This window comes from Agrobacterium sp. CMT1 (genome assembly GCF_037203725.1).
GTDB lineage: Bacteria > Pseudomonadota > Alphaproteobacteria > Rhizobiales > Rhizobiaceae > Agrobacterium > Agrobacterium pusense.
In genome coordinates, this window is the sequence record NZ_JBBCAR010000003.1 from 170998 (window position 1) to 184642 (window position 13645).

14 protein-coding genes and 1 pseudogene are annotated in these 13645 nt (G+C 59.0%); 8 read left to right on the forward strand and 7 right to left on the reverse strand.

Annotated elements, in window-relative coordinates; translation table 11 throughout:
* Nucleotides 1–205: 205 nt before the first annotated feature.
* The 3 genes and pseudogenes from rutR (at nucleotide 206) to WA845_RS05855 (ending at nucleotide 1704) form a co-directional block, all read left to right on the forward strand.
* Entirely contained in the window at nucleotides 206–847 is a 642-nt protein-coding gene (gene rutR, locus WA845_RS05845) for an HTH-type transcriptional regulator RutR (protein WP_112556903.1), read from the forward strand.
* 265 nt (nucleotides 848–1112) lie between these two features.
* Nucleotides 1113–1436 (forward strand): annotated as a pseudogene (locus WA845_RS05850) (DUF2325 domain-containing protein); the annotation flags it as partial.
* A complete protein-coding gene (locus WA845_RS05855) occupies nucleotides 1417–1704 on the forward strand; it encodes a hypothetical protein (RefSeq protein WP_112556905.1) in 288 nt (95 codons plus the stop codon). The pseudogene WA845_RS05850 and the gene WA845_RS05855, both read left to right, overlap by 20 nt.
* 92 nt (nucleotides 1705–1796) lie before the next feature.
* On the opposite strand, the gene WA845_RS05860 is transcribed toward WA845_RS05855, so the two are convergent.
* From WA845_RS05860 to uppO, 3 genes are all read right to left on the reverse strand, one after another.
* Nucleotides 1797–2192, reverse strand: coding sequence for a DUF423 domain-containing protein (locus WA845_RS05860; RefSeq protein ID WP_004443245.1), 396 nt, complete (start codon nucleotides 2190–2192; stop codon nucleotides 1797–1799).
* Complete coding sequence (locus tag WA845_RS05865; protein WP_037091753.1) at nucleotides 2189–2590, reverse strand: group II truncated hemoglobin; 402 nt, start codon at nucleotides 2588–2590, stop codon at nucleotides 2189–2191. The genes WA845_RS05860 and WA845_RS05865 overlap by 4 nt, the downstream gene beginning before the upstream one ends.
* Before the next feature lie 131 nt (nucleotides 2591–2721).
* Entirely contained in the window at nucleotides 2722–4137 is a 1416-nt protein-coding gene (gene uppO / locus WA845_RS05870; protein ID WP_112556909.1) for a polysaccharide biosynthesis phosphomannomutase UppO, read from the reverse strand.
* 257 nt (nucleotides 4138–4394) lie between these two features.
* Here uppO and uppM point away from each other — a divergent pair, with 257 nt between their 5' ends.
* Nucleotides 4395–6017, forward strand: coding sequence for a polysaccharide biosynthesis protein UppM (uppM, locus tag WA845_RS05875; protein WP_162719309.1), 1623 nt, complete (start codon nucleotides 4395–4397; stop codon nucleotides 6015–6017).
* Nucleotides 6018–6037: 20 nt separating this feature from the next.
* Here uppM and WA845_RS05880 read toward each other — a convergent pair whose 3' ends face one another.
* Nucleotides 6038–6247, reverse strand: coding sequence for a hypothetical protein (locus tag WA845_RS05880; RefSeq protein WP_003491679.1), 210 nt, complete (start codon nucleotides 6245–6247; stop codon nucleotides 6038–6040).
* A 243-nt stretch (nucleotides 6248–6490) separates the two neighbouring features.
* Between WA845_RS05880 and uppL the strand changes: the two genes are divergently transcribed.
* Together uppL and WA845_RS05890 are read left to right on the forward strand one after the other, a co-directional pair.
* Nucleotides 6491–7291 carry a polysaccharide biosynthesis UDP-hexose transferase UppL gene (gene uppL / locus WA845_RS05885; protein WP_142185169.1) on the forward strand — a complete coding sequence of 267 codons (801 nt, stop codon included), beginning with the start codon at nucleotides 6491–6493 and terminating at the stop codon, nucleotides 7289–7291.
* 154 nt (nucleotides 7292–7445) lie between these two features.
* Nucleotides 7446–7694, forward strand: coding sequence for a hypothetical protein (locus tag WA845_RS05890; RefSeq protein ID WP_045532155.1), 249 nt, complete (start codon nucleotides 7446–7448; stop codon nucleotides 7692–7694).
* Nucleotides 7695–7715: 21 nt separating this feature from the next.
* Here the strand turns inward: WA845_RS05890 and uppJ are convergent, their stop codons facing one another.
* Both uppJ and uppH read right to left on the reverse strand, forming a co-directional pair.
* On the reverse strand, nucleotides 7716–8660 hold the full coding sequence (gene uppJ, locus WA845_RS05895) for a polysaccharide biosynthesis UDP-hexose transferase UppJ (RefSeq protein WP_112556913.1): 945 nt from the start codon (nucleotides 8658–8660) through the stop codon (nucleotides 7716–7718).
* Nucleotides 8661–8668: 8 nt separating this feature from the next.
* Nucleotides 8669–9580 (reverse strand): polysaccharide biosynthesis endo-1,4-beta-xylanase UppH, encoded by a 912-nt coding sequence (uppH, locus tag WA845_RS05900; RefSeq protein ID WP_006699577.1) that lies wholly within the window; start codon nucleotides 9578–9580, stop codon nucleotides 8669–8671.
* Between the two features lie 275 nt (nucleotides 9581–9855).
* Between uppH and uppI the strand changes: the two genes are divergently transcribed.
* Both uppI and uppG read left to right on the forward strand, forming a co-directional pair.
* A complete protein-coding gene (uppI, locus tag WA845_RS05905) occupies nucleotides 9856–10926 on the forward strand; it encodes a polysaccharide biosynthesis UDP-hexose transferase UppI (protein WP_112556916.1) in 1071 nt (356 codons plus the stop codon).
* Between the two features lie 2 nt (nucleotides 10927–10928).
* The gene (gene uppG, locus WA845_RS05910) at nucleotides 10929–12008 is read left to right on the forward strand and encodes a polysaccharide biosynthesis glycosyltransferase UppG (RefSeq protein WP_162719312.1); all 1080 of its coding nucleotides are present in this window, start codon (nucleotides 10929–10931) and stop codon (nucleotides 12006–12008) included.
* A 36-nt stretch (nucleotides 12009–12044) separates the two neighbouring features.
* Here the strand turns inward: uppG and WA845_RS05915 are convergent, their stop codons facing one another.
* A complete protein-coding gene (locus WA845_RS05915; protein ID WP_162719310.1) occupies nucleotides 12045–13115 on the reverse strand; it encodes a GNAT family N-acetyltransferase in 1071 nt (356 codons plus the stop codon).
* Nucleotides 13116–13645: the final 530 nt, after the last annotated feature.

Genomic DNA, 13645 nt, shown 5'->3' on the forward strand with positions numbered 1-13645 from the left:
CTTTTTTGCCGGTTAAGATAACAGCCATTGCCTTGTGGCGGCGATGATGGATAAATTGACCGGCTGGTAAACATTGCAAATTCGCGATGGCGTCAGCAAGGGAATTTGTGACGAAACGCAGTAATTTTGCCTAAGCTATGAACGTCGATTATTTTTTAAGCATACTGTAGCGGCAATTGCATTGAAAAGAAACAGAGAGCTGAGAATGGCCATACCGCGCGCAGCGAAAACACAGAAGCGGACCCGCATTCAGGAGGAAAAGCAGGAAGCGATTCTTGAAGCCGCGCTCAGTGTTTTTTCCACGAATGGGTTCCGCGGCTCCACCATCGACCAGATTGCGGAAGCGGCCGGCATGTCAAAGCCGAATGTGCTTTATTACTTCCGCACCAAGGAGGCGATGCATCGTGCGCTGATCGAGCGGGTGCTGGACACGTGGCTCGACCCGCTGCGCGCTTTCAATGCCGAGGGTAATCCTGAAAGCGAGATCCGCTCCTATATTCGCCGCAAGCTGGAAATGTCGCGTGATTTTCCGCGCGAAAGCCGGTTGTTTGCGAATGAGATCCTGCAGGGCGCCCCGCATATCGAGGATGAACTGAAGGGCCCGTTGAAACAGCTGGTGGATGAGAAGGCCGAGGTGATCCGCGCTTGGGTGAAGGCCGGGCGGATGGCCAAATGTGACCCTTACCACCTCATTTTCTCGATCTGGTCGACCACCCAGCACTATGCCGATTTCGATGTACAGGTGCGGGCGGTTCTGGGCGACAAGAATGGCGGCGAGGGACGTTTCGAAGACGCGGCCCGCCATCTGGAACAGCTTTTCATGGGCGGGTTGCGGATAAACGGCTGATCGGCGTGCTTCTCGCGATTATGTGATAAGCCCTCCGCATAAAAACATGAGGAAATTTATCACCTTTATACTTTACTCCAAAACTCATCTTTATTATGGTGCCGGCATCCCGAACGTCGGGGCCCGATATCGGGGTATCAAAAACCAACCGGCAGGTGAGGGAATGGCACGCAAGGAAAAGAAGAAGGCCGAACGTGGCGGCAAGCAGGGCAAAGGCGCTCCCCAGACCGAGCGGGACGTGGCCGAACAGCAGCTTTCCGGTCCGAAAAGCTTTCTTTATGTCGGCGGCCGTGACTGTCAGGTTGCCCATCTTCGCCAGATCGCCAGCAATTTCGGCGCCGAACTGATCCACCACGACGGCGGCCTGCGTGAGGCGGTGTCGCGCATCGATACCGTGCTTCCTTCTGTCGACTGCGTTTTCTGCCCGATCGACTGTATCAGCCACGATGCGTGTCTGCGGGTGAAGTCGGGTTGCAAGAAATTCGGCAAGACGTTCATTCCGCTGCGCAATGGCAGCAAATCCAGTCTGGAGCGGGCGCTTCAGACGATGAATGAACGGAGCCCCAGCGATGAGCGACGAGCGCAATAATTTTCCCGACGAGCACCGCACGGCGGACAGACCGTGTGGTGTGGAACTGCACAAGATGGCCGAACAGGCGAGCGATCCGGCCACGACGGAATTTTATGACATCATCGGCGAACGCGAAAGACGCAGCCGCGTTGCCGGAAGCGGCGGCAGTGTGGTGACCTTTCCTCATCAGCGCGCCCGCCAGCCGGGTGAAACGACGGCCTTTCAAACAGGTGTGGCGGCTGAGAAAGGCCGCAACATTCTGCCGTTTCGCTGGACGCGTGGTTAGCGTTAAATCCTTGCCGAGAGGGCAAGATGGCGCCAGGTGTAAGGAAAGCTCCGCTCGCACTCCGGGTCACGATGCAGATGCCCTAAAAACAATCAGCCTTTCGGCTTCAGAAACGCTCCCGCGCACAACACCAGCCAACCCGCGATCATGCCGATGCCGCCCAGGGGCGCAGCGTATGGAAACAGGCTATGGCCGGAAAAATGCCTGATAACGAGATCGCCGGCGAAGATCGCCGTGCCGAGACCGAGGATCAAGCCCGCCGGAATGGCGGTCCTGATGCGATCCGCACCGATATGGAGCGCGATAAGAACCGGCGCATGCGCCAGCGCCATGGCGGAAGCATTACCGAGCATATAGGTTTCGCCGGTATGGGTGGCAGCGGCGGCAAGCATGACGCCGGCAGCACCCAGCAGGCTGCCCAGCAACAGAATGAAGGCCCGTAATCTGGCCCCGGGCACCGTCGCTATAGTCGCGTTCTGCGTGGTCATTGGCTGTCCGCCTCCCGGTTCTGCATGTGAAAGGCGAGCCTCTCGATCGGGGGCCATATGATCTCGCGCAGCTTGGGATTTTCGATCGTCTCCTCCATGGCGCGGCGGAAGCAGAGCAGCCATTCATCCCGCTCGGCAGGGCCGATGGGGGCGACGAAATGGCGGCGGCGCAGCATCGGGTGGCCGTGCTTCTCGACGTAGACCGGCGGTCCGCCAAGATATCCAGTCAGGTAATCGTAGAACTTCGCTTCGCTGCCGGAAAGATCGGCCGGGTGGATGGCGCGGCAGCGGGCTGCTTCCGGCAGGGTATCCATCAGTTGATAGAAGCGCCGGGTGAGCGCCCTGACGGTCGCATCGCCACCGATCGCTTCATAAAGGGTAATGGTTTCGCCAGTCATAATCCGCCTCTTGTGGCCCTCCGGCTCTTATCGCTCCGCGGAGCCGGAAGAGCAACAGGCACGGGCAGGGTGCGACATTTGGGACAGATTAAAAAGGGCAGATGCCGGGCTTGCCCGGCATCATCCAAAAATCATCCAAAATTTCGGATAAGGTCGAGCCCCTTGCTCAAAAGCGTCTCGGCCTCATCCTGATTGGCAGCTTCGACGTAGCAGCGCATTTCCGGCGCGTTGCCTGACGGGCGGAAGTGGATGGTGCTGCCGTCGGTCAATGACACGCGCAGGCCGTCGATGTCGCTCAGGCCTTTCACCGTGCCAACCGGGGCGAGGAAGGCTTCGAGATTGGTGCGCGAGGCGCGCAGATGCGCCATCAGGGCGGCGCTCTTTTCCTGCGCGAAATTTTCCAGGCGGTCGGCGGCGGCGACCGGAAGGTTATAGGCGGCGGCGATTTGCGACAGCGGTTTTTTCTGTTCCGACGAAAGAAGCAGCACGGCGAGAACGGGCAGGAAGCTGTCACGCGTGGGCAGCGGCGAGAGGGGCCTGCCGTTGAGCGTGAAGGAAGAGGCCGTCAGCAGGCCGCCATTCGCCTCGAAGCCCATCACGCCGTTCTTGCCGGCTGAAAGGGCGTCTGCCATGCCGGCAATGACGAAAGGCGAGCCAACCTTCGTACGAACGACCTCAAAGGAACCATTGGCCTCGATGCCGGAATTGGACGTTACAGGGGTGACAACGACGCCTGCGCCAAGGAAATTGGCGGTGATGAGACCAATGAGGTCGCCGCGCAGCGGTACGCCCCTTTCATCGGCCAGCAGGGGGCGGTCACCGTCGCCATCGGCGGAAACAATGGCGTCGAGACTGTGCTCAGGAGCCCATTTTTTGAGAAGCGAAAGCGTCTCCGGCGAGACCGCCTCCGTATCGACGGGGATGAAGGTCTCCGAGCGGCCGAGCGGAACGACATCGGCGCCGTAATGGGCGAGAACGTCGACAAAGAGATCGCGCGCCACCGTGCTATGCTGGTAAACACCGATCTTGAGGCCTGAGAGAGCCTTTTCCGGCAACAGCGCGATGTTGCGTTCGTAGAATAGTTCGGCTGCGATGGCGGAATGGTCTTCGGCAGTCGCCGTCTCGTCGCTGATGCCTTCCGCTTCGATTTCGGCGGCGAGGGCTGCGATGGCCGTCTCGTCCTGCTTGTCGATTTCGCCATCCGGGCGGTAGAACTTGATGCCGTTGCGGTCGGCCGGGATGTGGGAGCCCGTGATCATCAGCGCGCCCGCCTTCAGCGACAGAGCATAAAGCGCCAGAGCCGGGGTGGGCACCGTGCCGCAATCGAACGGCGTGAGGCCTGCCTTTTTCAACGCCGCGATGCAGGTGGCGGACACATCGGGGCTCGAATCGCGGAAATCGCGGCCAACGAGAATGGGGTCGCCCGCCTTTGCCTGGCCCGATGTGAGAAGGTGCCTCGCAAATGCCGTGGCATAAACGGCCGACGCTTTTCCTTTCAGATCGACGGAGAGGCCACGAAGGCCGCTCGTTCCAAATTTCAGGCTCATTCTCAACTCCGCTTCCGTAAAATCCTTGAGGGCCAAATGGATAGTTCAAAAATGTAACGCTTGAAAGAACCGTATCGATCCATTCACGTCAATCCTCCCCTTCCCTGGAGGCCGCGAATAGGCGATGATGACGGCAATGATGCGGGTAACCTAAAATTCACCCGTCATATTTAAACTTGTCCGTCGATAGCGGCTATGGCGACGATGAGGATCATCGGTTGCCGGCTTTTTTTGGTTCGTTCGAGTTGGATTGGCTGATGTACAGGCTTCAAAAGGCGGGACATAAGCAGGTACGTCCGCTCGATGAAAAAACGGCGCCGGCCGCGAAAACTCATGGTTCCCTGCTGGATGATCTGGTGGATGACGACGAGGTTTTCGAACGCACGGTGCTGAAAGAGCATCTCGAGCCGAAACCGGCGGCGGCTGCCGTCGAGCCCGCTCCGGCCGCGAGACCGGTGAAGGCGTCGTCGCCCAGCGGAAGTCTGGCCGCAGCATTGCCGGGCCTCAGCCATATCGACAGGATCGGCGTTGACGACGTCCTCATCTGGCTTCGCAGGGGCATCGTCTGGATCGTTCTGGCTATCATTCTCTGCGTCGCGGCTGCGCTCAGCTATGCGTATATGACGCCGCCACGCTACACGGCCTATACGGATATCGTCGTCAATCCCTCCAATCTCAACGTTGTCAACGACGGCGTGTTCTCGCCGAACCAGCAGCGTGACACGCAGATTCTCGAAGTCGAAAGCAAGCTGCGCACGATCACGTCGCGCAACGTGCTGGCGCGGGTGGTGGAGGAACTGAAGCTCGATCAGGATCCGGAATTCATCAGCCCGCCGCCGCTCGCCCGGCTGAAGGCGATGTTTTCATCCAGGCCGGAAGATGGCGACAACCGGCTCGGTGCACTCCGCTCCCTCGGCGACCGGGTCGCAGCGGAACGCGACCCACGCTCCTTCGTGGTGACGCTTTCCGTCTGGACCAATGATGCCGACAAATCCGTGACGGTCTCAAAGGCCATCGTGAAGGCGTTTGAGACCGAGCTGTTCCAGACGACCTCCGACAGCAGCCAGCGTGTCGTCGACGATCTCAGGAAGCGGCTTGAGGAAATGCGCGAGAATGTTACTGCGGCTGAAAAGCGGGTGGCCGATTTCCGTCGCGAAAACGGCCTGCAGGAGAATAATGGCCAGCTTGTCAGCAACCTGGCCTCCGGTGAGCTCAATGCACAGGTTCTCGCGGCCCAGCAGCGCGTCATCCAGGAAGAATCCCGGCTGAAGCAGATGGAGGCGGCAATCGCGCAGAACCGCACGCAAAGCGATGCGATTTTCGATAGCCAGACCATGAACACGATCCGGGCGCAATACAGCACCCTGCAGCAGCAGATCGGAGCCATGACGCTGACCTACGGCGCGCGTCATCCGCGGCTGGCGACTGCAGGTGCGGAACGGGCCATGCTGGAACGCGGCATGGCCGACGAGGCGCGGCGCATTCTGCAGGCAGCAAAGACAAATGTCGCCGAAGCGCGCTCCTCGCTCGATGCGCTGCGACTGAAAGCCGTGGCGGAGCGTGCCAATGTCTTCACCGATAACGAAGCGCAGGTGCGGCTGAGGGATCTTGAGCGCGACGCCCGCTCGGCAGCGGCGATCTATGAGACCTATCTTACCCGGTCACGCCAGCTCGCCGAACAGCAATCGATCGATTCCACCAATGTCCGCGTTATTTCGCAGCCGGTTGCGCCGAACTCCAGAAGCTGGCCGCCGGGCAAGCTGGTCTTCCTCGTCGCTGGCGGCGCGGGCGGCCTGTTTCTCGGCCTCGCCATTGCGATCGCACTCGGGCTGTGGGGTTATCTGCGCCGCGACGATCATACGGAAGCCGCGGCGCGTTAAACCTGGGACCCCGCGCCGACTTATTCTTCCGAGATCAGGCCATCATAAACTTCAAGGAGAGCGGCGGCGATGGCCGCACCCAGCGCATTGCCAGCATCGCGAATGCCTGCCTCGTCGCCATCACGGACGGAAACGGCGAGATCGGACGCCTCGTTGGCAACGATTTCCTTCGCCCGTTCTATTGCCCAGAGGCCGAAATCGCCGCGGTTGTCGATTGAAATGGTTTCCATGGCCGGGACCTTTGTCATTGATGTTTCCGTCCATTAAACCATCGGACGCCAAACGGGAATAGGCGAGGGGAAGGTCATTCAACCAGCGGGCGTGCAATTTCCCTGCCTCAAGCGGAGGATTTATAAAAATATTAATGATAGTTCTTCGTAGTGTTTGAAGCCTTCTATTTTATGCATATGCGTGCCCATAACAATGAAACGATGCCTATCTTGGACGCCGGACAGATTATGACAGGGAGAGAGATGCCGCAGACGGAGGAGACTGGTCATTCCTGGCCGGTCATTTCTCTTGCGTCTCTACCCATTACTGACGCAACCATCGATGAAACCGCGCGGGATTTCATCCTGCGTGCAACGACGGAGCGTGCGCCGGGTGCAAGGCCGTTTTATTCGACATCCGCAAACGGTCAGGTCATCGCGCTCTGCCACAACGACCGCGAATTCGACGCCATGCTGCGGCAGGCGGACCAGATTCACGCCGATGGCATGTCGCTGGTGATCTTCTCCCGCAAGTTCTGTGCCCGGGCGTTGAGAGAACGGGTTGCAACGACGGATCTCGTCCATGCGGTGGCCAAGCGCGCCGAAGAGACGGGCAGCCGGTTTTATTTCCTTGGCGGTTCCGAAGAGGTGAACCGTGCGGCGGTCGAGGAAATGCAGAGGCTTTATCCGCGCCTCGTCTTTTCGGGACGCCATAATGGTTATTTCAGTCCGGGTCGCGGGGACGAAATCATTGCCGATATTGTCGCCTCGAAGACCGATATTCTTTGGGTCGGCTTCGGCATTCCGCTCGAGCAGCGCTTCGTTTCGCGCAATCTGGACAGGCTTTCCGGCGTCGCCGTGATCAAGACCTGCGGCGGCCTTTTTGATTTCATTGCCGGCAAGAACAGCCGGGCGCCGCAGTGGATGCAGGATATGGGGCTGGAATGGCTCTACCGGGCGATGCTTGAGCCGAAGCGTCTTGGAAAACGTTACCTGCTGACCAATCCGATCGCCATATATTCGCTGCTGAAGTATCGCTTTGGCGCTTCGGGGCAGAACCGCTAGATCATTGCGCCGTCTTGCCCGATAAATGTAAGGTTTTTCTAACTTATTGAATCAGCGCGCTACGGCGCCGAAACCCGTTGCAACTGCGAACGGCTGCGCTACACTGCACAAATATTACAAATTTATTCGAATCAGAGATATTTCGAGGCCACCAATGGTGATTACGTCCATTTCTCTTTTCATATATGGAATTGGCACCGTTACCTCTCTCGCCATGACCTATATTGAAGGCGCCCGCCGCGACAAGAGCTGGGATTTTTATCGGGTAACCGGCATTGTCCTTTGTTTTTTCTGGCCGGTGCTCGTGCCGCTTCTCGTACTTGCGACGGCCTTTTCGTCTTTCGGTTTGCAGAAACGGCGCGCGAACCCGATGTCGTTCGGCAGGCAAAAGACACTGGGTTAAACGTGACGGTAAGATCGGGCGTCAGCTTTTCTTCGCCGGTGCCTTATAGGGCGTGAGCGTGATGCCGAGGCTCGCCATCACCCGGCCCACGGACATGAGGGGGGGATGGGTGGCGGGCAGCAGCGAACCGGTTTTCAGCAATGCGGAAACGGCACGGAAGAGCGACAGGCACAGGCTGACGGCATTTTTGGCGGCGAGCAGCAGTCCGCCCTTCAGGCCGGGGCGGCGGGCGCGATCGATGCTGTAATTGATGATGCCGGTCCGGAGCGAGCGCTCCATGATCCAGCGCGGCGCCATGCGGCTTTCCGGCACGTATTCGATGATGAGGGCGTTCGCATTCCATGCGAATTTGAAACCGGCCTTGCGGCAGCGTGTGAAGAAATCCATGTCGCCGCCGCCGAGGAAGTTGAACCGCACGTCGAATTCCGGCTTCGGCAAGGTTTCGAACACTCGCCGTGAAATCAGGCAATTGCCCGAGCCGTGGATCTGGTCGACCGGGCCGGTCGGTGCTTCTATGGAACCGAACAGCGGATGCGAAAGAACCGCCCTGGAAGCCGGGGCGTCGAATTCGCGATTGACGGGTCCGCCGACGATATCGGCGTCGAAGGATTTCGCCGCCGAGACCATTTGCCCAAGCCAGACGGGGGAGGCGGCCTCGTCGTCATCGATCATCAAAAACCATTGCGCCGAAGGATAGCTCTGCCGGGCGGTGCGGAACGCCGTATTGATGGCGTAACAATTGCCCTGTGTCGGTTCTACCAGGGCCAGCCCGGCCATGTCGTTTTCGGCAAAAAAGGCGCGCGCCACAGCGAGACCCTGCTGGCCTGCACCATCATTATCGACCACGACGACCGCGAAGGGAAAATCGGCCTTCTGGGCTGCAAGCGATGAAAGTGTCTTCTTCAGGCCTTCCGGCCGGCGGAAACTGGGGATGCACACCACCGCTTCCGGCATGATCTCGGACATGGAAACTCCTAAATTCCGGCAAGTGCTGCGGCGGAAAAAACGACGGCCCGGAGGCTCTGGCGCGGGCGATGGATGACGGTGTCGGCCAGTGCCGAAAAGGCTTCCCGGTAACGGCGGGCACGAAACGCCTGGGCAACGGTATAGGCGTTCATATGGTTTTCGGATTTGCGGCGAAGCCGTCCGAGCTCCTGCGGGGGTATGGCTGCGACGATGGCGGGATCGGAAAACACGGCTTCGATTGCCGGTTCGCAATCGCGGAAGGTCAAGAGCCGGTTCATCATAACGCTCGTCCGGTGAACCCGATAATCGAGGACGTGGCGGCCGGGAAGATAAACAAAGCGGCCCGCGGCGGCCAGCCTGCACCAGCCGTACCAGTCTTCCGCATACCGCAGGGTCTCGTCGAAACCGCCGAAATCCTGGAAGATTCGGGTTTTGACCAGCATGATGCCGCCATTGACGATGAAGTTTCCGCCGAGCAGCGGCCGAAGGATGAACCCGTCAGGCTTTTCGCGGCGACGGATGAGGTTGCGACGGCCGATCTTTGCACCGTTTTCATCGATACGCTCGTAATCGCCATAAACGGCAACGACATCCGGGCCGGTGACGCCGGCGCAAAGCGCTGCGACGGCGCCAGGCTTCAGGCGGTCATCGGCATCGAGAAACATCGTCCACTCGCCACGTGCCTGCGAAAGACCGAAATTGCGAACCGCGGAAACGCCCTGCCGTCCCTGCGGCCGGGCAAGCAGTTTAACGCGCGGATCGGAAAAACCCTGCACCTTTTGCGCCGTGCTATCAGTGGAACCGTCATCAACCACCAGCACCTCGCAGACGGTTTTGCCCTGAAGCAATGCGCTTTCGATCGCTTCCACGATGTAACGCTCGCCATTGCGAACGGGGATGACAATCGAAACGGATATCAAGCTTTAAACTCCGTGAGGCATGGGCCAAGAATTCGCATGGCGAAGTTACTACCGGATTAAGCGGCGCTGGCCAATTATGACGTGGTATAGCGGCGGTTAACCTTGCAAATCTTTAATATCCTTTTGGCATGATCAGAATGTTATGTTTTGAGAATGGAGCGTGCCGGGTCCATCCGGATGTGCGGAAACGCTCCGACATTTTGGGCTGCGCATCGTTGCTGGCGAAAATCGATCCCGGTTTTCCCTCGATGCGCCGGGGTTGTGGAGGCGGATGAATGCGGATCGGGCGGCGGAATTTTCTGGGCGGTGCGGCAAGCGCGGGCCTTTTGCACGCCGTGACCGGCACGGCCTCTGCCGCGCAGAAAAAAACCTCGACCAAAACCGCCCCTTACGGCGCGGCCATTTATCTGCCTGACCTCACCGCCGATAGCCGCATCGGCGAGGCGATCGTGAAATATTGCTCGCGCATCACCCCCGTGACTGAAATGAAATGGGAGGTCATGCGGCCATCGGAAGCGGTGTTCGATTTTGCGCCCGCCGATGCACTCGCCAGCTTCGCGCGTCAGCACAAGCTTTCCATGCATGGCCATCCGCTCATCTGGTACGCCTCAAATGCCCCCTGGATTGCCGGCATCGGTGGCAGCGGCAAGGTCGAGAAGCTGATGGAAACCCATATCGTCAAGGTGATGGAGCGTTACGGGGATGTGGTCCATAGCTGGGACGTGGTGAACGAACCGATCCCGGATGTTCCCGGCAATGTGCGCGCCCGGCGTGACGCCTGGTATTACGGCGCCGGGCCGGACGCCATCAAGAAGGCCTTCGATATCGCCCATCAGGTCGATCCGAAAGCGCAGCTCGTTCTCAATGAATATGACGTGGAATTCGCGGTCGAAAAATCGCCAGCCAAGCGCGAGGCGTTCCGCAATCTCATTCTCGAGCTTCTGGAAAAAGGGGCGCCCATCAACGCCATCGGTCTGCAGGGGCACCTGCGCGGCGGCTGGCCGATCGCCAAGGACGAGCTTGCCGCCTTCGTGACGGAAATGCGCGGTTACGGCCTTGCCGTTCTGGTGACGGAGCTTGATGTGATGGACCAGACGCTGCCCGGTCCGGAAGCGGAACGCGATTTACTGATCAACGGTCAGGTCCGGGATTTTCTTGAGGCGGCCTCGGCCGGCGGCCCGCTTTCCTCGATCACCACATGGGGTATTTCGGACCAGTATACCTGGATCCGCTGGGCGTATCCGCGTCGTGACGGCACGGCGAACCGACCGTTGCCGCTCGACTGGAGCTTCAACGAAAAACCCATGATGGCCATCATCAATGAATTCCGGAACCGTGGTGCGTGACTATGAATGCTGAAATGCCGCTTCCTCCCGTCCAGAAAGCGCTGCAGGTCAATCTGCATCCCTTCGACGCTCCGCATGCCGCATTGACGTTGCCGCATCAGCTACGGGTCTGGGGCGGACAGGTGGACCGCATTCTGCTGACTGTCGATACCGGCCAGGTGGGGGCGGGTCGCTACAAGGGCAAAGGCTTCGAAGCGTCGCGCAAACGACTTTTCGACATGCTGGAGGAAATGCAGATCAACTATCCGCATCTCGTCGTCGATATCGTCGATTACAGCGATGAGGCGCGCAAGGCGGTGTCCGAGACCTTCTTTTCCCGGTCGGCGGTTCCCTATCCCGCCAAGGCTTTCGACGGCGGTCCTTTCCACGTCTATTTCCACGGTCTTAAACGGGCCAACGCCCGTTACGTACTGCACATGGACAGCGACATGATGTTTGGCGGCGGCAGCCAGAGCTGGTTTTCCGAGGCGATCGCGCTGCAGAAAGCCAATCCGGATGCGCTGTGCATCACGCCGTTTTCCGGGCCGCCGACAGTGCGGGGCGATCTCGATATTTCCCGCCATGTCGGCATGCCCGGCGTGAAGAACATTCCTGAGCCGCGCAAGTTGCCGTCGCGTATTCCCACCTGGCGCTTCGCCACCGTTTCCACACGTCTTTTCATGATCGACATGGAACGCTTCGCCAAGCGGATCGGTTCGCTGGAACTGCTCAGGCCCGATGTCAAACGGCGCATCCGCTCCTATGCCTATAATCAGCAGCCCGTCTCGATGCCTGCTGAGGAGGTGTTGAGCACCAACATGATGCGCAGCGGCGTCTACAGGCTGGATTTTCTCGGTACGGGTAAAGGCATGTATTCACTGCACCCGCCTTATCGCTCGCCGGAATTCTATTCGGCGCTCGCTTCCATCGTCGAGCGGATCGAAAAGGGCGATATACCCGAAGGTCAGCTCGGCGATTTCGATATCAACGGATCGATGGTGGACTGGACCAGCGCGCTGGCGGCCAAGACACGCTCCAGACGTTACGCGAAGGCCCTGCGCCATCTGATATCGGCCAATGTGGGTCGTTTTACCAAGGCTTGAGGCGGCGGCCCGGCTCGTGTCGGTCTGCGCGGGGCCTCAATAATCGGTGATGAGTTTGCTCCAGCTCTCCGAGCATAGTCCGCCTATATAGATATCCCCGGCCAGCGCCCTTTCCCTCAGCAGATCGTCCCGGGTGGCCATGCAGAAATATCCGTCATGGCGGAAGCTCATGTGGTTCTGGCGGTAAAGCGCGTTGATCAGAAAGGGCTGCGCCATGCCAGTGACATGGGCGTAATTCTCATTGTCAAAATGGTGGAACAGTGTGTTGAGGACATCGTTTTCGCGGCCGGCATCACAGACGAGATTGAGCACATAGGCGGTTCGCGCCGGCTGGCCGAAAAACAGGGCGGCTCCCATGACATGACCTTCGGCCGTCTCGATCGCCAGGCTTTTCAGTTCGCCCAGGCTCTCATTCGTCCTGCTCATGCCGATCAGCCAGTGAAATTCGTCATGGGACCATTCCGGGCGGACGGAAAAACGCTCGATCATCGGCAGCGCTGCGCGGCGGAAGGTTTCGAAATCCACTTCTTTTACCCTGGCGCCCGGAGCCTGCTGCGGCCTGAGGCCTTTTTTCCATTTGCGCAGGACGCCGTCCACGAAGCCGAGCGCCGCCAGGGCAAGCGTTGTCTTGGCCAGTTTCGAACGGCGCGGCATGCGCAGTGCGATGGTTGAGAAGGGCTTCAGTGCCTTGTGCCATTGCAGGCTTTCGATGGGCAGCATGTTGCCGCCGGTCGCAACCCAATGGTCGGCGCTGACAGGCGAGGCTGTATCCGAAAACAGCATGTCGTGTTTCGATGCCCGCATGCCGCGGGACAGGCGCGCGGCCCCGAGTGCGCCAAGTTTTCCATCCGACGCGAAAGCACAGAGCAGGCGCGCCGTAACGGTTCTTCCATTGGCGACAAACCGCATGGGCACGGCCAGAATGACGCTTGTCACGCCATTCTCTCCCGCATCGTAAACCACGCTGCCGTAATCCGGATCAAAAACGGGGCTGCTGAAGAACAACGTCCCTACATAGGAACGAAAATCGAAGCTCGTCGTGGGCCCTGTCTTCCTGAATGCGCTGTTCAGCACCCGCTCGACAGCCGGCACGTCGTCCCTGCGCATGGGGCGGACGCCGGTTGAGCTTTGCGGCGCCGGGCATCGCGTCGACTGACCGTTATCGCTATCGTCCGTCCTGGTCTGCCTCGGAACGTCCACCCTGGGTCTCCAGCTTATGCGCATTTACGAAATCAACCCAAAGATATATCTTTAGTTGTTAATATACGCTAAATAGAGTATCTGCTGGCTGCGTGAGTATACCTCCGGCATGCGAAGACGGTTCTCTTGTCGTGCAAGTAGAGGCGGGCTTTCCGGCCAGGAATTTCGTGGTAAATATTAAGGAAATCAGCGCATTAAATTTTCGATGCGAAGTCAACGCCTGAGAGCCGTTCTTCAGAGCGCAGCTTCTTTCCCGGCAGTCCTTCTCCGTTTCTAACCCTTTGACCTCGCTCCGGAAGCGCGGTCGGAAATGACGGAATTACTATTCTTCCGTGCATTATATATAACTAAAAAATAGGATTTTGGGAGGATATTCGGGTAACCGGATGAAGCATCGGACGGGATGCCGAGGCGGTGGAAAGAGGAAGAGAAAAACC